Source organism: Sinomicrobium kalidii (assembly GCF_021183825.1).
GTDB lineage: Bacteria > Bacteroidota > Bacteroidia > Flavobacteriales > Flavobacteriaceae > Sinomicrobium > Sinomicrobium kalidii.
In genome coordinates this window covers 4,759,338-4,775,990 of the sequence record NZ_CP089211.1, presented here as the reverse complement: position 1 = coordinate 4,775,990, position 16,653 = coordinate 4,759,338, and the positions used below count along the sequence as shown (strand labels likewise).

Here is a 16,653-nt window from a genome sequence, read left to right as displayed (position 1 = left end):
ATCGCAAAAAATGAAAAAAGAAAACGTACCACAGGACCGAAGCAACCTTGAATCCGCAAACGGACGGGAACTTTGTTATGCCGTAGATAAAAACGGCAGGTACACTACTGTCAACAGTTCCGGGTGGGACCCTAAAACCATAGCCCTTGACAATGCGATCAAAGAGATAAATGCCCGTGCCGAAGATGCCAGGCAGCGCGTACTCGGAGGACAAACCAGCCCGATAGAATATTACATGGAACTCCATAAAATGGACATCGGCATCCTGGCAGCCTATACGGGATTCTGGAAGTGGCGGGTAAAGCGACACTTTAAGCCAAAAATATTCAAACGATTGCCCGATAGAATATTACAAAAATATGCCGATGTTTTCAATCTGAACATTGCCCAACTAAAAAACTTCGAAATACCACATGGAGATTAACTTTACGCATCACCAGTCGGCCCATTGCGAAAACGGCGTGGTTTCCAATTTAATGAGACACTACGGATTTGATGTCAGTGAACCGATGGTATTCGGTATTGGTTCGGGCCTTCTCTTCTGTTACATTCCGTTTTTGAAGGTCAATCATGCCCCTGCCATAAGTTACAGGGTAATGCCGGGTTTTATTTTCAAGCGTTTTGCCAAACGGACGGGGATCACCTTTAAGCGTGAAAAATTCAAAAATCCGCAGTCGGCAAAGCAAAAACTGGATGAAAATATCGATAAAAACAATCCCGTGGGACTTCAGGTGGGTGTGTATCACCTGGAATATTTTCCGGATGACTACCGTTTTCATTTTAATGCCCACAACCTGGTGGTCTATGGCCGGGAAAACGGGAATTACCTCATAAGTGACCCGGTCATGGAAACCGTAACTTCACTTACTGAAAAACAACTGGAAAAAGCCCGCTTTGCCAAAGGTGCATTTGCCCCGAAAGGACACCTCTACTACCCTACAGGTTTTCCGGAGGCATTACAACTCGAAACCGCCATTATCAAAGGAATTAAACAAACCTGTCGCGATATGCTTGCTCCCGTGCCCATTGTGGGCATAAACGGAATACGGATGACCGCAAAACGCATCCGCCGCTGGCCGGAGAAAAAGGGGACCAAAACAGCCAATCATTACCTGGGGCAAATTGTTAGAATGCAGGAAGAAATAGGTACGGGAGGCGGTGGTTTCCGGTATATTTATGCCGCATTTTTACAGGAAGCCGCCGAAGTACTGAAGAATCCGAAACTGAAAAAACTATCAGAAGAAATGACGGCAATCGGTGATTCCTGGCGTGATTTTGCCCTGGAGGCTTCACGTATTTATAAAAAACGTAACGCCAAAACCGATATAAGTGCCTATCGCGATATCGCCGATCGACTGGAAAGCCTTGCCGACAGGGAAAAAACCTTTTTCAGGGAACTGCAAAAAGCCATACGATAAATGATAAGGACAGAACGCGTTTCAAAAATCTATAAGGGTGCAGACCGGTATTCACTGACCAATCTGAACCTGGATATTGCCGAAAAGGAGATATTCGGCCTGCTCGGCCCGAACGGCGCGGGGAAAACCACCCTGATCTCCATTTTGTGTGCCCTTATCAAACCGACTACCGGGTCATTTTCCATAGACGGGCTTAACTATACCAAGCATAAAAACCGGCTTAAACAACGGATAGGTATTGTACCGCAGGAATACGCCCTCTACCCTTCCCTTACTCCCGTGGAAAACCTGAGATACTTCGGGAGCATGTACGGACTGAAAGGCCGCGAACTTGACGAAAAAATACATACCGCCCTGGAACACCTGGGGCTGACATCTTTTACCTGTAAAAAGATAGCAACCTTTTCCGGCGGAATGAAACGCCGGGTCAACCTGATAGCAGGGGTTCTTCACCGCCCGAAGGTATTGTTCCTGGATGAGCCCACCGTTGGTGTGGATGTGCAATCCAAAAACGTCATTATCCGTTTTTTGCACGAACTCAACGAAAAAGGGACCACTATTATTTACACCTCCCATCACCTGAACGAAGCTGAAATGTTGTGTTCGGAAGTGGCCATTATAGACCACGGCAGGATCATCAGTAAAGGAAAACCCCGCGAGCTTATAAAAAACTGCGAAGGGGCACATAACCTGGAAGAAGTTTTCCTGAGTTTAACCGGAAAAGCACTGAGGGACCATGCATAAATTAATCGCATCGACATACAAGGAGTTTCTTTTACTCATCCGCGATCCCGGCGGTATTGCCATATTGTTCATCATGCCATTGGTGCTTCTTGTCACCATAACACTGATACAGGACAGCACTTTCAAAACCGTTAGCGATACCAGTATTCCGGTATTGGTGGTCAACAAAGACAGCGGACATGTTTCGGAAGACATTCTCAAAGGGCTCAAAACCTCGGGCGCATTTGAAATCGTCTATAAAAATTCTGAAGAGACCGCCAGGTCACTGGTTTTCAGTGGCGACTACCAGCTCGCTGTCATCATTCCGGAACAACTTACCTCGGGCCTGGAAGAAAGGGTCAACCGGAATGTAAACGGTATTATGGCCCGAATGGGCTTTGCCGAAAATGACAGTATACCGTCAAATAACATTTCTCCGAGGGAAGTAAAACTCTATTTTGATCCCGCCGTACAACAATCCTTTAAAGGCAACATAAAGAACGGGATAGACAAAATGATCTCCCGCATAGAAACCGCGGCCATTTACAGGACCTTTCAGCAACAACTCAGTGACGACCCGGGCGAAAAACTGTTTGATACCGAAAGTTTTATCACCTTCCGGGAAATACTCCCCGGAAATGAAGGCCGGAAATACATTCCCAATTCGGTACAACACAATGTGCCCGCATGGTCATTATTCGCCATATTTTTTATTATTGTTCCCCTGTCCATAAACATTGTAAAGGAAAAAGGGCAGGGAACTTTTGTCCGGCTACGTATCCAGCCCGTGTCTTATGCTACCGTGCTGGGCGGGAAAACCATAACATACCTCGCGGTATGCCTGATCCAGTTTTCACTGATGCTGCTGGTTGGCATATACCTGTTCCCCCGCCTCGGGCTTTCCCGGCTCGATGTTTCCGGCCGTTTGCCGTTACTCCTCGTTGTTATCTTTTTTGCAGGACTTGCGGCCATAGGCCTGGGGCTTCTGCTGGGCACTATTGCCCGCACACAGGAACAATCGGCCCCTTTCGGTGCCACCCTCGTCGTGATCCTTGCCGCCCTGGGCGGAGTATGGGTACCCGTATTCATCATGCCGGAGATTATGCAGGCCCTGTCGCATATTTCACCGATGAACTGGGGACTCAATGCCTTTTACGATGTATTTTTGCGGAACGCGTCTTTTTCGGACATCCTGCCGGAAATTGCTTTGCTGTTCCTCTTTTTTGCCATAACTACCGTAACCGCAGTAATTTATAATGAAAAGAAAAACGCAGTATAAAACAAAAGAGCTATCCCATACCACACAGATCAGGGTTCGTTTTGTGGAAACCGATCCGTTAGGTATTGTATGGCACGGGAACTATATTCAATATTTTGAAGACGGACGCGAAGCCTTTGGCAGGCATCACGGCATCTCCTATCTGGACCAGAAAAAACACGGCTACGCTACCCCGATAGTCAAATCGGGTACAGACCACAAACTTCCGCTGCGCTACGGAGATATTGCCACCGTAAAAACAATTTATGTAGACAGCCCGGCCGCCAAAATAGTGTTCCGTTACGAGATCTACGACCAGCAGGAACGACTGGTATGTACCGGGGAAACCGTACAGGTGTTTGTGGACAATATGGGAGAAGGCGATCTTTCACTTGTCATCCCGCAGTTTTTTATGGACTGGAAGAAAAAAGCAGGACTTGCGGATGACTGATATTTACCTTTCACATAACAATATCATCTCGTCCCTCGGTTTCGACAGTGAAACGGTCGCAACCAATATCGGTAACAAGGTACCGGGACTAAAACGGATAGAAGACATCAACATTTTACCCCGGCCTTTTTATGCTTCCCTCATAGATGAGGATGTCCTTAACGACACGTACGTGAGTTGGCCCGGTACATCTCCGGAAAAGCCGCATACCCGGCTGGAAAAAATGATGATATGCGCACTGGCCCCTGTCATCCGGGCATCCGGAATACCGGTCGGCAAACGTACCGGGCTCATTATTGCTACCACCAAGGGAAATATAGATGTACTGGAAAAAGACAGCCCGTTTCCGGAAAGCCGCGCCTATCTCGGTGAGTTGGGTAAAAAAATTGCGGAATTCTTCGGTTTCCGGAACAACGCCATTGTTTTATCCAATGCCTGTGTTTCGGGTATCCTCGCTGTGGCCATTGCCAAACGCTATATTTCTAACGGGATGTACGATCATGTTTTTATCGTATCCGGAGACCTTGTCACCCCGTTCACCCTTTCGGGTTTTAATTCGTTCCAGGCATTAAGCCCCGAACCCTGCAGGCCGTTCGACAAGGACAGGACGGGTATCAACATCGGTGAAGCAGCTGCAAGTGCCCTGGTAACAGGAAGCACCGACAAGCTTGCAGAAGAAGCAGTCTTTATCCGTGGTGAAGGTTCTTGCAATGATGCCAATCATATTTCCGGGCCATCGCGTACCGGAGAAGGACTATACCGAAGCATCATATCCGCATCGAAACAGGCTTGCATACCGGCCGAAGATATTGATTATATCTCCGCTCACGGTACCGGGACTTTGTATAACGATGAAATGGAAGCCATTGCCTTTAACCGCCTCGGGCTTGAGAATACCCCGGTCAACAGCCTTAAAGGTTATTTCGGACATACCCTCGGGGCTTCCGGTTTACTGGAGACCATTGTGGGAATGCATTCCCTGAAACGAAATATGCTCTATCCTTCTCCCGGCTATGAAAAGTGCGGGGTAAGCCAACCGATCCGGGTCATTACGGAAACCACACCGAAAGAAATGCGGACATTCCTGAAAACAGCTTCCGGTTTCGGCGGATGCAACACTGCCGTGATCTTTCAGAAACCAGACAAGAGATAGAAACGGACCATGAACAACAATTTTCACATAAAATCTTTTTGTACGATACGCCGGGGAACAATAACCCTTGACAATACCGCAGTTTACAATACCGATGAACCCGATTTCTCCACTTTTATAAAAAGCGCTTACAAAAGCCTGAGCATCAATTACCCGAAATTCTTTAAAATGGACCGCCTGAGCAAACTGGCCTTTATGGCGGCCGATATACTGCTTACACGGGAAAAGGAGAACATGGATAACCCGGAAAATACAGCGGTCCTGTTTTCCAACAGGGCTTCAAGTCTGGATACGGACAGAATGCATCAGCAGACCATTCAAAACAGGGATGATTATTTTCCCAGCCCGGCAGTATTTGTGTACACCCTGCCCAATATCTGTGTCGGGGAGATATGCATAAAACACAAGCTCTACGCTGAAAATAGTTTTTTTATCTTTGACCGGTTCGATCCGGAACACCTTTGGGGGTATGCTAACAGTCTTCTGATTGACGGCAAGGCGGAAAACGCACTTTGCGGCTGGGTAGAACTGGACGGAGCACATTACGAGGCATTTCTGTATCTCGTCAGCCGAGAGGGGAACATAAAACACAATAAAACGAACATAGCGACCTTATATAACACCTGATTTATGGAACAATTAAAACGTGAACTCAAGGAAAACATTATCAATCGTCTTAATCTGGAAGACATCTCCGTAGAAGATATCGGGGACGACGATATACTCTTCGGCGACGGCCTCGGGCTGGATTCCATTGACGCCCTGGAACTGATCGTAATGCTCGACAAAAATTACGGCATAAAACTGACAGACCCCAAGGAAGGACGGTCCATTTTTGTCAATGTCAGCACTATGGCCGCCTATATTACCGAACACAGAACAAAATAAGGTGTTTCTTTAATGAACAACAGCAGTGTTGCAATAACAGGAATGGGTATTATATCTTCCATCGGAAACGGCCCGGAAGAAAATTACCGTTCGCTTATTTCCGGGAAGGCCGGTATTTCCAGGGTATCCGGGATAGATACCATACACCGTAACAGCATCATGGTGGGAGAAATTGCTCTTACCAACCGCCAACTGGAACGAATGCTGGGACTTCCCGAAAACAACAACTATTCCAGAACGGCATTACTCGGAGAAATTGCGGCATGTGAAGCAGTGCAAAATGCAGGTATTACCGATATAAATACTTATAAAACAGGATTGATCTCTGCCACCAGCGTCGGCGGTATGGACATGACGGAAAATTATTATTACGATTACCTGGAAGATCAAACTGTTCAGAAGTATGTTGAAAGCCATCATGCCGGGGACGCTACCCGGAAGATAGCAGCAAAACTGGGCATCGAACAAAGCCTGGTCACTACCGTAAGTACGGCCTGTTCTTCAGCGGCAAACGCCATTATGTTCGGGGCACGCCTGATAAAATCGGGCAAACTGGACCGTGTTGTTGTGGGTGGGGCCGATTGCCTCTCGAAATTCACGATCAATGGTTTTAACAGCCTAATGATATTGTCAGACACTTACTGTACCCCTTTCGACGAAAACCGGAAAGGGCTCAACCTGGGAGAAGCTGCTGCATTTCTTGTGCTGGAATCGGATACTGTGATAAAAGCTGAAAACAAAGCTGTCCTGGCCTATCTGAAAGGCTATGGCAATGCCAACGACGCCTATCATCAAACGGCTTCGTCCGATAATGGTGACGGTGCTACACTGGCGATGGAAAAAGCGCTTAAAACAGCCGGTCTGCAGCCCGGGGAAATCGACTATATCAATGCACACGGAACCGCTACGGGAAACAACGACCTGTCAGAAGGACGGGCATTCATCCGGGTTTTCGGCAATAATGTCCCGGATTTCAGTTCCACCAAAGCATATACGGGGCATACCCTGGCAGCTGCCGGGGCCATAGAAGCAGTGTATAGCATTATGGCGCTGCAGAATAATGTTATTTACCCGAACCTTAACTTCAAGACAAAAATGAAGGAGTTCGACATCATACCACAGTTAAAAACAGTAAGTAAAGAACTGCAAACGGTACTGTCCAATTCCCTGGGTTTCGGAGGTAATTGCTCCACGCTGATATTTTCCAAAACCCCTTAGCAAAACGGTAATATGCGGAAAGCCATGTACATCGTTAATAATCCCATAAACCAGATGAAGTGAAAAAGGTCTACATCAACAGCGCCTGTTCCATATCGCCCCAGAATACATCGGACAATTCCGGGTTTCCGGACGCGATCATCGATCATGAGAATATGGTGTTACCCGCACAATCCCCGAACTACAGGGACTACATTGCCCCTGCTGCAGCCCGGCGGATGGCCAAAGGTATAAAAATGGGGATTATGGCCTCCAAAATAGCCCTTCGGGAAGCAGGTATCGAGCAGGTAGATGCCATTATCACGGGAACCGGCCTGGGATGCGTACGTGATTCGGAAAAGTTCGTACAGGCCATTATTGACAATGAGGAACAATACCTGACCCCAACCTCATTTATTCAATCCACCCATAACACCGTAGGCGGACAAATAGCCCTGGAAATACAGTGCAAAGGGTATAACTTTACCTATGTGCATTCCAGCGTGTCATTTGAATCGGCCCTGATCGATGCACAGTTACAACTCGAAAATGAAGAAGCCCGTAATATCCTGGTGGGAGGCGTGGACGAACTGGGAGACCACACCGTGGCCATACATCAGGCCATCGGCCATGTAAAAAAGAAAAAGGTAAGGGTTTCCCAACTTCTCGGCTCCGGTACTCCGGGAGCGGTTTTCGGGGAAGGTGCTGTTTTTTTTGTCTTGTCCTCCGAAAAACATAACCGGACCTATGCCCAACTTATATCGGTCAAAACGTTCAACACATTACCGCGGGAAAAAGTAACGGAAGCTGCTCTTCGCTTTTTGGAAGAAAATAATACGGATATTTCGGATACTGATCTTCTTATCCTTGGAAATAACGGTGATACGGATTATGACCTATATTTTGATGAACTCGCTTCCGGTCCGTTCCGGAATACTGCTCAGGCATTTTACAAACATTTATCGGGCGAATATCATACCGCTTCGGCCTTCGGTACCTGGCTGGCCGCCCAAATCCTCAAAACACAAATCCTCCCCGAAGCTGTGCAGTTGAACAACAAAACAGCGAACAAATATGATACCGTATTACTGTATAACCAGTACCGTGGGGAAAATCACAGTTTTATCCTGCTCAAACGATGTTAAACTTCAGGACGGTTAACATAACGACCATCATACTCCTGGCAGGGCTATGCATAACGGGATATTTTACCCCTGTTCCGCTTTGGTTTTTTTCGGTCATTGTCATAGGATGGCTACTCATGACCATAATTGGTTCATTTTTTATCAAATACAACTACCATGTTAAATCATTACTTTCAAACAGGGAGGTCTCCGGTAACCGGATCGCTATAACCTTTGATGACGGACCTCATCCGCAATTCACTCCTGAAATACTGGAACTTTTGCGGCAATCCGGGGCCAAAGCCACATTTTTCTGCATCGGAAAACACATCGAGGCACATCCCGATCTGTTTCGGAAAATTATTGACGGTGGTCACTCCGTAGGGAATCATACCTATTCCCACTCCGGTTATTTTGGTTTTTTTTCCTCGAAAAAGGTAGCCCGCGAACTCGAAAAAACAAATCGAGTGGTAAAAGAACTCACCGGATTGAACATGCGGTTGTACAGACCGGCCTATGGCGTGACCAACCCTCATATAAGAAAAGCGCTTAAAGTAACCGGGCTACATTCCGTAGGGTGGAGCAAACGCTCCCTGGATACTACGGCACTGGATACGGAGACCGTTTTAAAACGGGTCACTACCGGCCTGAAAAAAGGAGACATTATCCTGTTGCACGACACCAGTGCCAAAACCGTTACCGTTTTGGAACGGTTATTGTCGTTCATGCAGGAGCGGAATATGCAGTCGGTGACCGTAGATTCACTTTTTAACATCAAGGCCTATGCGTAATTTTGTTTACATACTCATTTTAACCGTAACCACCCTGCAGGCACAAACCCCAATGACTGCTGCCGAAGCTGTTTCCTTCAGGGAAAAAGTATCCGAAAGGGCAACAGCCGTAAAGACCATTACAAGCAATTTTACCCAGCGCAAACACCTTGGCTTTTTGTCCAATGATATCGTTTCCGGCGGAAAACTGGCATTCAAGGCACCGGATAAGGTGAAATGGGAATACACGGAGCCTTTCGAATATACTGTGGTTTTCAGGGATGAAATGCTCTACATTAACGACAGCGGAAAAAAAAGCCAGGTGGATATGGGATCGAGCAAAATGTTCGGGACACTGAATGACCTTATCGTAAAAAGTATCAGGGGCGATATGTTTGATGATAATAAGTTTTCCATAACCTATTTCAAAAAAGAAAAGCGCAATGAAGTCCGTTTTTCCCCGAAAGACGAAAGTTTTAAAAAACACATCAGCGCTTTTCTGATAACGTTCGACACCAATGGAGACGTGACCGGGATCAAAATGACAGAACCTTCCGGAGACTATACCCATATCACTTTCAGCAACCGGACCGTAAACCAACCCCTGGATGATGCGATATTTACCAATTAGCATATGCCTGCTGCTCGTGGTGGCCTGCGGGTCTTATCCGGAAAAACACCATTTCTACCCCGTGGAAACCAGGGAAAAAACGATTGTAAATCCGTTTTTCTCGGAAGCGACCAAGGATTATATCTACAAGGCAAGTATTACCTTTAATGATAATGTTTTCGGAGGGCTTTTTATCGTTAAAAAGCTGGGGGAAAGACATCACCGGATAGCTTTTACCACGGAAATGGGTAATAAGATATTCGATATATCCCTGTATGAAGACAAACACGAAGTACATTACATCCCCGATAAACTGGACAGAAAACCGTTAATAAAATTACTGACCCGGGATTTCAGGGTACTGACCCGCGAAAAAAATCCTGTTGTCAAATCATATTCAAATAATACCCGGACGGTTTTAAAAACCGTTTTATGTAACAAAAAATACTATTACTATACCCATAAGGGCGTCCCGGTCAAAGTGGTCAGGGCAAATGCACAAACGGTCTTTTTATTCTCGGATATTAGTGATAATATTGCCGGGGATATCCGGATCATGCATAAAAACATTAAATTGAATATTAACCTAAAGGCAATCCATTAATATGAAAAAGCATTTACTTACTGCATTATTGATCTTCGTTACGGGTACTTCCCTCTTCGCCCAGGTAAAAGTAAGACCTGGGATCAAAGCCGGGTTCAATGCGTCGACGATTACAAATACGGAAAGTTCTTCACGCAAGATCGGGTTTGACGGAGGCATGTTCGTCAACATTCACTTTGCACGTTTTTACGAAATGCAGGTAGAGACCTCCTATTCCAACCAGGGGGGTTCATGGGACGATTATAATTATTACGATCCCTATGAAGATGAATATCTCTATGCAGGTGAAGACGATATGAACCTGCATTATTTTACCCTTGGTGTCGCCAACAAGTTTTTTGTTGTTCCGGGGGCGGGTTTTCATTTCATAATTGGTCCCAGCCTGGATATTCTCCTGTCCAGCAGTGATGAATACGACATTACCCCTGCCGACCTTTCCTTTTTTGCAGGTATAGGCTATGAATTCCCCACGGGACTGGGCCTGGAAATACGTTACAAACAGGGTGTTATAGATATCAGGGACGGCTATGCCGATTATGTGGATGATTACGACCTGGATTACTACACCAGCGACAGCAGGTTAAATTCCGTACTCCAGGTAGGTGTTTTTTACAAGTTCAATTTTTAATAGTATGCTGCTGAAAGATTTTTACGTACTGAATACCCTTACGGTCACAGACAACCTCGCCACTGCACATATCACCATTGACAAGGACCACGAGATATTCAAGGGCCATTTTCCGGGTAATCCCGTAACTCCCGGTGTTTGCATGATGCAGATCATCCGGGAACTCACGGAAAAGGTGGTGAAGAAAAAACTGTTCATGGCCTCGTCGAGCAATGTAAAGTTCATTGCCATTATCAATCCCGAAAAAAATCCCGACCTGGAACTCAAACTGGATATTTCTGAGGCCGACGGAACATATAGGGTTAAAAATACCACCCGGTTCGAAGACACCGTTGCCTTAAAACTCACCAGTACGTTTACCTGTAAATAAAAATTATATCCGATGAAATTGTTCATGTTTTTTATGGCAGCTTTCCTGTTTCATCCGGTTCATACAGACCTGAAAGAGATTCGTGCCACTTATAAAGAAGCAGCTCACGACAAAAACAGGATTGAAGATTTTTACACCTTACTTGCCGATGTTACCAAAAAAAGTGATCCTGCACTGGTAGCTTACAAGGGAGCCGCCATTGCCCTTAAAGCAAGGTATGCCAAAACCGTAAAGAAAAAGAGGGAAGGTTTTCTGGAAGGCGTATCCTATATCGAACATGCCATTGAAACGGCCCCGGAAGCCCTCGAACCCCGTTTTGTTCGTCTCGGTATCCAGGAAAACAGCCCGAAAATTCTAAAATACAAAGACAATATTGAAGAAGACAAAAACTTCATTCTCACACATTTTGAGAATATAGATTCGGAAGACCTCAAAAATCATCTGAAAAACTATATTTCACAGTCTTCCCTCTTTTCAGCTGAAGAAAAAACAGTAATTTCGGGGCAGTAACAGTACAGGAGTGAATAACCAACACAGCAGACAACATATGCCCGGATACAAGGTTTGTGTACTTATCCCCACCTATAACAATGAACGCACACTGAAGCGTGTTATAGACGGTGTACTGGCACATACCGGGGATGTTATTGTAATCAATGACGGTTCGACGGACACCACGGCAGAAATTCTGTCTGCTTACCCGGAACTCCGGCAGATACACCTTCCCGAAAACAGGGGAAAAGGCCTTGCACTGCGTACCGGTTTTGATCTTGCGGTAAAAGAAGGATTTGATTTTGCCATAACCATAGATTCTGACGGACAACATTTCCCGGAAGACATTCCCGTATTTATCAACGTACTGAAAAAAGAACCGGACCCCGGGGTTCTCCTGATCGGTGCCAGGGACATGGACCAGGAAAGTGTTCCCGGAAAAAGCAGTTTCGGCAACCGGTTTTCCAATTTCTGGTATTGGGTGGAAACCGGTATCCGCCTCAGCGACACACAATCGGGTTACAGGCTTTACCCGCTACGGGAACTGGAAAAGCTGAGTTTCTTCACCAACAGGTTTGAATTTGAAATAGAAGTCATCGTAAAGGCAGCCTGGAAAGGTATCCGGGTAAAAAATGTTCCTGTACGCGTATATTATGACAAAACCGAAAGGGTCTCCCATTTCCGGCCGGTAAAAGATTTTTTCCGGATAAGCCTGCTGAACACCTGGCTGGTCTTTCTTACATTTTTTTATATCCGCCCCCGGGAATTTTTCCGGAACATAAAAAAAAAGGGCTTTAAACACTTTATCATGGAAGACATCCTGGGCAGTTACGATTCTCCCAGGAAAAAGGCACTGTCCATAGCCCTCGGGGTTTTTGTGGGGCTTTCCCCGTTCTGGGGCCTCCACACGCCTATTGTTATTTTTATGGCCCTTGCGCTTAAACTGAACAAGGTCATTGCCTTCACGGCTTCCAACATAAGCATCCCTCCCTTTATTCCGTTCGTGATCTATGCCAGCCTTGAGACCGGGAACTTTATACTGGGGGAAAAACACAGCTTTTCGATCAGTGAAATACACGGTAATACCGACATTCTGAACCACATAAAGGCCTATGTTATCGGCAGTTTTTCACTGGGGGTCGTCGCAGCTTCCCTTTTCGGAATGCTGGCCTATGTTTTTCTATCGTATTTCGATAAAAAAATGACGCTGCACAATGGATAGGCTTTTCTGCAATATATACCATAAGCTCGTTCGGAAAAGGCCGGGGTTTTATATACTTTTGGCCGTACTCTTCACCTTATTGGGCTTTACGGCATCTCAAATACGCTTCGAAGAGGATATCACCGGACTGATCCCCGAAAACGAAAAGACGGCAAATGTCCAAAAGGTACTGAAAGCCACAAATTTTGCGGACAAGATCATTGTCGATATCAGTGTACAGCCCGAAGGCAGCACGGAAGACCTCACCCGTTATGCCGCGCAGTTCCTGGACAGTGTCCGCCAGGATTCCGGGAAGTACATCAAACACATACAGGGCAGCGTTGCGGATGAGGATGTTCTCCGTACCCTTGATTTCCTCTACCGTAACCTGCCCCTTTTTCTCGATCGTGAGGACTATGCCGTTCTGAAAGACCGGATACATAAAGACAGTATTGCCGCCATTACCCGGAAAAATTACAGAACACTGATAGCCCCCACCGGGATCGTGGCCAAAAAACATATACTGAAAGACCCGCTGGGATTGTCTTTCATTGCCCTCGAAAAGTTACGGCAACTCCACGCAGGTGATGATTTTGTCATTCAGGACGGCTTTCTGTTCAGCAGGGACAAAAAGCATATCCTCCTCTTTATCTCCCCGGCTTTTGAAACCGGTGAGACCGCCAAAAACGAAGCACTTGTCAGGAATCTTCACCGCATAAAGGACACGTTGAACCGTTCCTTTCGCAACAAGGTCAAAAGTGAATACTTCGGAGCTCCCTTAGTGGCGGTGGCCAACGCACAACAGGTAAAACAGGATATTCGTGTTACAATCAGTGTGGTGACATTGGTGTTGCTTCTTATTCTGATCGGGTTTTACAAAAAGCTAATTACCCCCGTAATACTTTTTATCCCGACAATTTTCGGCGGATTGCTCGCCCTGGCCTTCCTTTATATCCTTCGGGAAAGAATATCGGCAATTTCACTGGGCATAGGCTCGGTATTGCTGGGCATTACCCTGGATTATTCCCTGCATATCCTGACTCACCTCAGGAATAACAATGATGTCAAAACATTGTACAAAGAGACCCTGAGACCCATCCTGATGAGTAGCCTCACCACTGCCCTGGCCTTTTTGTGCCTGTTACTGTTGCATTCCCAGGCACTGCAGGACCTCGGTATTTTTGTAGCCATAAGTGTTATGGGAGCTTCCTGTTTTGCCCTGCTTTTTATTCCGGGGACTTACGGAAAAAAAGTTCCCGCCGGACATATCCGTAATTCCCTTCTTGACCGTCTGGCAAAATATCCTCTGCATAAAAACAAATGGGCCATTGGTATCCTGGGGGGAGTATTACTGATATCCCTGTTCACCTATCGGGAAGTCCGGTTCGACCATGATATCACCAAACTCAATTACGAACCTGCATCCGTAAAGAAGGCCCAACAGCAACTGGAAAGCTTTACCGATATCGCATCAAAGTCTGTTTATATCATTGCTTATGGCAAGACCGGGCAGGAAGTGCTGGAAACCAATGACCGCATTTACCGGAAGTTAAAACAACTCAAGGCAGAAAAACGGGTACACAGCTTCAGTTCGGCAGGTATTTTTCTCACTTCAGAAAAGGTCCAGGAGCAAAAAATAGCCCTATGGGAATCTTTCTGGGATGAAAGAACAGCAGAGCAAACCAGGAATTACCTGGTGGAAAGCGGAAATGAACTGGGTTTTAAACCGGACAGTTTCAACGCTTTCTTTGAACTGTTGGACAAGGATTTCACCCGTTTACAAAGTGAAGACTACGCCGAACTTGATTTTTTTCCGACAGAGGATTTTATTTCCGGAAAGAACGATCTGGTCACTGCCGCTACGGTAGTAAAGGCGGAAAAAGAAGAGATGCGGGAAGTCTTTCATACCTTCCGGGATTATCCCGGCACAATGGTCATAGACCGTCAGCAGATCAACGAAACTTTTCTGGGGAACCTGAAAAATGATTTTAACCGCCTTATCGGGTATTCATTTCTCGTAATTCTGATACTTATTTTCCTTTTTTTCAGGAACTTTTCCCTTACCCTGGTCACCTGCATTCCCATATGCCTTACGTGGATACTGACCATTGGCATTATGGGAATGGTTCATATGGAGTTTAATATTTTCAATATCATCATTTCCACTTTTATTTTCGGACTGGGCATTGATTACAGCATATTCATGACCAACGGATTGTTACTGGAATACAGCACGGGAGAAAAAACGGTCGTTACCTACAAAACCTCCGTAGTACTGTCGGTGATTACCACGATGCTGGGCATCGGGGCACTGATATTTGCCAGACATCCGGCGCTGCATTCCATTGCGCTGGTTTCGGTAATCGGCATACTCTGTGCCGTGTTTGTTACTTTTACCATCCAGCCCCTGCTTTTCCGCATTTTTATCGGTACGCGTAACAAAAGACCGGTAACACTCCGGCTGCTTCTGCATTCTTCCCTTTCCTTCCTGTATTTCGGTACCGGGGGAATTTTGCTTTCCCTGCTGAGTTCTACTCTAATGAAGATCATTCCCGTATCGAAAAAAACAAAAATGCGCTGGTTCCACATCGGGATCTCCCGGTTTATGAAATCGGTATTATACACCAACCCGTTTGTGGAAAAGAAGGTAATCAATCAAAGTGGGGAAAATTTTAAAAAACCGGCACTGGTCATAGCCAATCACACTTCTTTCCTGGATATACTTGCACTGGGCATGCTGCACCCCAATATGATATTCCTTGTCAACGATTGGGTTTATCGTTCCCCCGTATTCGGTAAAATAGCACAACTTGCAGGTTTCTATCCCGTTTCAGGAGGAATCGAAAAAGGGATCGGTCATTTGCAAAAGAAAGTGGAACAGGGGTACTTTCCCATAGTATTTCCCGAAGGAACAAGATCCCGTACCAACAAAATAAGACGTTTTCACAAGGGGGCATTCTATCTTTCCGAAAAACTCGGTCTTGATATTATCCCCGTACTCATTCACGGCAATTCGGAAGTCCTTCCCAAAGGCGACCACATCATAAGGGACGGTAGCATCACGATAAAGATACTGGACAGGATATCTCCGGACGATCTGTACTGGGGAAATAATTATACCCGGAGAACGAAGAACATCAGCCGGTACTTCAGGAATGAATTTCAGAAGCTACGTGATGAGATCGAGCATGACACCTACTTTCATCCTCTCGTACTGGAAAATTACAAATACAAGGACCGCCGGATATACAAAAATGTGAAAGCGGCCCTGAAGACCAATGCGGACCAATATACCAAAATCCTGAAAAGCACGGGAAACAGGGATACCATTATCCACCTCGGAAAGGACTGCGGACAACTCGATCTCCTGCTCATACTGTATAACGCGGAAAGAAAACTGACCAGTCACATCGAAAATAAAAAAACGAGGGCCATATTGCGCAACAGCTATACCGCAAACCGTTCAAAAATGTTTTTCCCCGATACTGCGGAAGAAGCATTGGCCGGTAATTTTCATACTCTCATTATTTGTGAAGACCGTATCGGGGAAGTAAATTGGGAAACCCTTGTGGAAAACGGGATGAATAGATTAATTTTACAAAAGCGAAAAGAAAGATCAAAACCGGATCTGCCCCCCCGGGGTTTTGTTCTCATTTTTGAAAACGACAACCTGTTGATCTGTGAAAAAGAACGGTAACCCCATGACACAGTATGGCGATAACAGAAATCGCAGTATTTTTTACTGAAGTCATAATTCAAAACCACG

Annotated in this window: 18 protein-coding genes; all 18 read left to right on the top strand. The window is 45.9% G+C overall.

The window, feature by feature from the left end; genetic code table 11:
* Positions 1 to 10: 10 nt before the first annotated feature.
* Genes DarG through LS482_RS19115 form a run of 18 tightly spaced genes read left to right on the top strand, consistent with a single transcriptional unit; the run spans position 11 to position 16,584 of the window.
* Positions 11 to 424 (top strand): flexirubin biosynthesis protein DarG, encoded by a 414-nt coding sequence (gene DarG / locus LS482_RS19200; protein WP_233029134.1) that lies wholly within the window; start codon positions 11 to 13, stop codon positions 422 to 424.
* Complete coding sequence (darH, locus tag LS482_RS19195) at positions 414 to 1,418, top strand: BtrH-related acyltransferase DarH (RefSeq protein WP_233029133.1); 1,005 nt, start codon at positions 414 to 416, stop codon at positions 1,416 to 1,418. The genes DarG and darH overlap by 11 nt, the downstream gene beginning before the upstream one ends.
* Entirely contained in the window at positions 1,419 to 2,162 is a 744-nt protein-coding gene (locus LS482_RS19190) for an ABC transporter ATP-binding protein (RefSeq protein WP_233029132.1), read from the top strand.
* Positions 2,155 to 3,420: an ABC transporter permease gene (locus LS482_RS19185; protein ID WP_233029131.1), complete on the top strand. Its 1,266-nt coding sequence runs from the start codon at positions 2,155 to 2,157 to the stop codon at positions 3,418 to 3,420. The genes LS482_RS19190 and LS482_RS19185 overlap by 8 nt, the downstream gene beginning before the upstream one ends.
* A complete protein-coding gene (locus tag LS482_RS19180; RefSeq protein ID WP_233029130.1) occupies positions 3,398 to 3,850 on the top strand; it encodes an acyl-CoA thioesterase in 453 nt (150 codons plus the stop codon). The genes LS482_RS19185 and LS482_RS19180 overlap by 23 nt, the downstream gene beginning before the upstream one ends.
* Positions 3,843 to 5,003: a beta-ketoacyl synthase N-terminal-like domain-containing protein gene (locus tag LS482_RS19175; RefSeq protein WP_233029129.1), complete on the top strand. Its 1,161-nt coding sequence runs from the start codon at positions 3,843 to 3,845 to the stop codon at positions 5,001 to 5,003. The genes LS482_RS19180 and LS482_RS19175 overlap by 8 nt, the downstream gene beginning before the upstream one ends.
* A 9-nt stretch (positions 5,004 to 5,012) precedes the next feature.
* A complete protein-coding gene (locus LS482_RS19170; protein WP_233029128.1) occupies positions 5,013 to 5,630 on the top strand; it encodes a 3-oxoacyl-ACP synthase in 618 nt (205 codons plus the stop codon).
* Positions 5,631 to 5,633: 3 nt separating this feature from the next.
* Positions 5,634 to 5,891: a phosphopantetheine-binding protein gene (locus LS482_RS19165; RefSeq protein ID WP_233029127.1), complete on the top strand. Its 258-nt coding sequence runs from the start codon at positions 5,634 to 5,636 to the stop codon at positions 5,889 to 5,891.
* A 12-nt stretch (positions 5,892 to 5,903) separates the two neighbouring features.
* A complete protein-coding gene (locus LS482_RS19160) occupies positions 5,904 to 7,109 on the top strand; it encodes a beta-ketoacyl-[acyl-carrier-protein] synthase family protein (protein WP_233029126.1) in 1,206 nt (401 codons plus the stop codon).
* Between the two features lie 59 nt (positions 7,110 to 7,168).
* Complete coding sequence (locus LS482_RS19155) at positions 7,169 to 8,233, top strand: beta-ketoacyl synthase N-terminal-like domain-containing protein (RefSeq protein WP_233029125.1); 1,065 nt, start codon at positions 7,169 to 7,171, stop codon at positions 8,231 to 8,233.
* Complete coding sequence (locus LS482_RS19150; protein ID WP_233029124.1) at positions 8,227 to 9,003, top strand: polysaccharide deacetylase family protein; 777 nt, start codon at positions 8,227 to 8,229, stop codon at positions 9,001 to 9,003. The genes LS482_RS19155 and LS482_RS19150 overlap by 7 nt, the downstream gene beginning before the upstream one ends.
* A complete protein-coding gene (gene lolA2, locus LS482_RS19145) occupies positions 8,996 to 9,613 on the top strand; it encodes a flexirubin biosynthesis/transport protein LolA2 (protein ID WP_233029123.1) in 618 nt (205 codons plus the stop codon). Before LS482_RS19150 ends, lolA2 begins: the two co-directional genes overlap by 8 nt.
* Positions 9,591 to 10,196 (top strand): flexirubin biosynthesis protein LolB2, encoded by a 606-nt coding sequence (lolB2, locus tag LS482_RS19140; protein ID WP_233029122.1) that lies wholly within the window; start codon positions 9,591 to 9,593, stop codon positions 10,194 to 10,196. The genes lolA2 and lolB2 overlap by 23 nt, the downstream gene beginning before the upstream one ends.
* A 1-nt stretch (position 10,197) precedes the next feature.
* Positions 10,198 to 10,824: a porin family protein gene (locus tag LS482_RS19135; protein ID WP_233029121.1), complete on the top strand. Its 627-nt coding sequence runs from the start codon at positions 10,198 to 10,200 to the stop codon at positions 10,822 to 10,824.
* A 4-nt stretch (positions 10,825 to 10,828) separates the two neighbouring features.
* On the top strand, positions 10,829 to 11,194 hold the full coding sequence (locus LS482_RS19130; RefSeq protein ID WP_233029120.1) for an ApeI family dehydratase: 366 nt from the start codon (positions 10,829 to 10,831) through the stop codon (positions 11,192 to 11,194).
* Between the two features lie 12 nt (positions 11,195 to 11,206).
* Positions 11,207 to 11,704: a hypothetical protein gene (locus LS482_RS19125; RefSeq protein WP_233029119.1), complete on the top strand. Its 498-nt coding sequence runs from the start codon at positions 11,207 to 11,209 to the stop codon at positions 11,702 to 11,704.
* A 37-nt stretch (positions 11,705 to 11,741) separates the two neighbouring features.
* Positions 11,742 to 12,908 carry a DUF2062 domain-containing protein gene (locus LS482_RS19120; RefSeq protein WP_233031858.1) on the top strand — a complete coding sequence of 389 codons (1,167 nt, stop codon included), beginning with the start codon at positions 11,742 to 11,744 and terminating at the stop codon, positions 12,906 to 12,908.
* Positions 12,901 to 16,584 (top strand): 1-acyl-sn-glycerol-3-phosphate acyltransferase, encoded by a 3,684-nt coding sequence (locus tag LS482_RS19115; protein ID WP_233029118.1) that lies wholly within the window; start codon positions 12,901 to 12,903, stop codon positions 16,582 to 16,584. Before LS482_RS19120 ends, LS482_RS19115 begins: the two co-directional genes overlap by 8 nt.
* The last annotated feature ends 69 nt before the right edge of the window (positions 16,585 to 16,653 follow it).

What these genes read in the sequence shown, in the direction of transcription:
- LS482_RS19130 (WP_233029120.1), top strand. Translation starts at nt 10,829, where the DNA reads ATGCTGCTGAAAGATTTTTACGTACTGAATACCCTTACGGTCACAGAC.
- lolB2 (WP_233029122.1), top strand. Translation starts at nt 9,591, where the DNA reads ATGATGCGATATTTACCAATTAGCATATGCCTGCTGCTCGTGGTGGCC.
- LS482_RS19125 (WP_233029119.1), top strand. Translation starts at nt 11,207, where the DNA reads ATGAAATTGTTCATGTTTTTTATGGCAGCTTTCCTGTTTCATCCGGTT.
- lolA2 (WP_233029123.1), top strand. Translation starts at nt 8,996, where the DNA reads ATGCGTAATTTTGTTTACATACTCATTTTAACCGTAACCACCCTGCAG.
- LS482_RS19135 (WP_233029121.1), top strand. Translation starts at nt 10,198, where the DNA reads ATGAAAAAGCATTTACTTACTGCATTATTGATCTTCGTTACGGGTACT.
- LS482_RS19150 (WP_233029124.1), top strand. Translation starts at nt 8,227, where the DNA reads ATGTTAAACTTCAGGACGGTTAACATAACGACCATCATACTCCTGGCA.
- LS482_RS19175 (WP_233029129.1), top strand. Translation starts at nt 3,843, where the DNA reads ATGACTGATATTTACCTTTCACATAACAATATCATCTCGTCCCTCGGT.
- darH (WP_233029133.1), top strand. Translation starts at nt 414, where the DNA reads ATGGAGATTAACTTTACGCATCACCAGTCGGCCCATTGCGAAAACGGC.
- LS482_RS19185 (WP_233029131.1), top strand. Translation starts at nt 2,155, where the DNA reads ATGCATAAATTAATCGCATCGACATACAAGGAGTTTCTTTTACTCATC.
- LS482_RS19115 (WP_233029118.1), top strand. Translation starts at nt 12,901, where the DNA reads ATGGATAGGCTTTTCTGCAATATATACCATAAGCTCGTTCGGAAAAGG.
- LS482_RS19180 (WP_233029130.1), top strand. Translation starts at nt 3,398, where the DNA reads ATGAAAAGAAAAACGCAGTATAAAACAAAAGAGCTATCCCATACCACA.
- LS482_RS19165 (WP_233029127.1), top strand. Translation starts at nt 5,634, where the DNA reads ATGGAACAATTAAAACGTGAACTCAAGGAAAACATTATCAATCGTCTT.
- LS482_RS19170 (WP_233029128.1), top strand. Translation starts at nt 5,013, where the DNA reads ATGAACAACAATTTTCACATAAAATCTTTTTGTACGATACGCCGGGGA.
- LS482_RS19120 (WP_233031858.1), top strand. Translation starts at nt 11,742, where the DNA reads ATGCCCGGATACAAGGTTTGTGTACTTATCCCCACCTATAACAATGAA.
- LS482_RS19160 (WP_233029126.1), top strand. Translation starts at nt 5,904, where the DNA reads ATGAACAACAGCAGTGTTGCAATAACAGGAATGGGTATTATATCTTCC.
- DarG (WP_233029134.1), top strand. Translation starts at nt 11, where the DNA reads ATGAAAAAAGAAAACGTACCACAGGACCGAAGCAACCTTGAATCCGCA.
- LS482_RS19190 (WP_233029132.1), top strand. Translation starts at nt 1,419, where the DNA reads ATGATAAGGACAGAACGCGTTTCAAAAATCTATAAGGGTGCAGACCGG.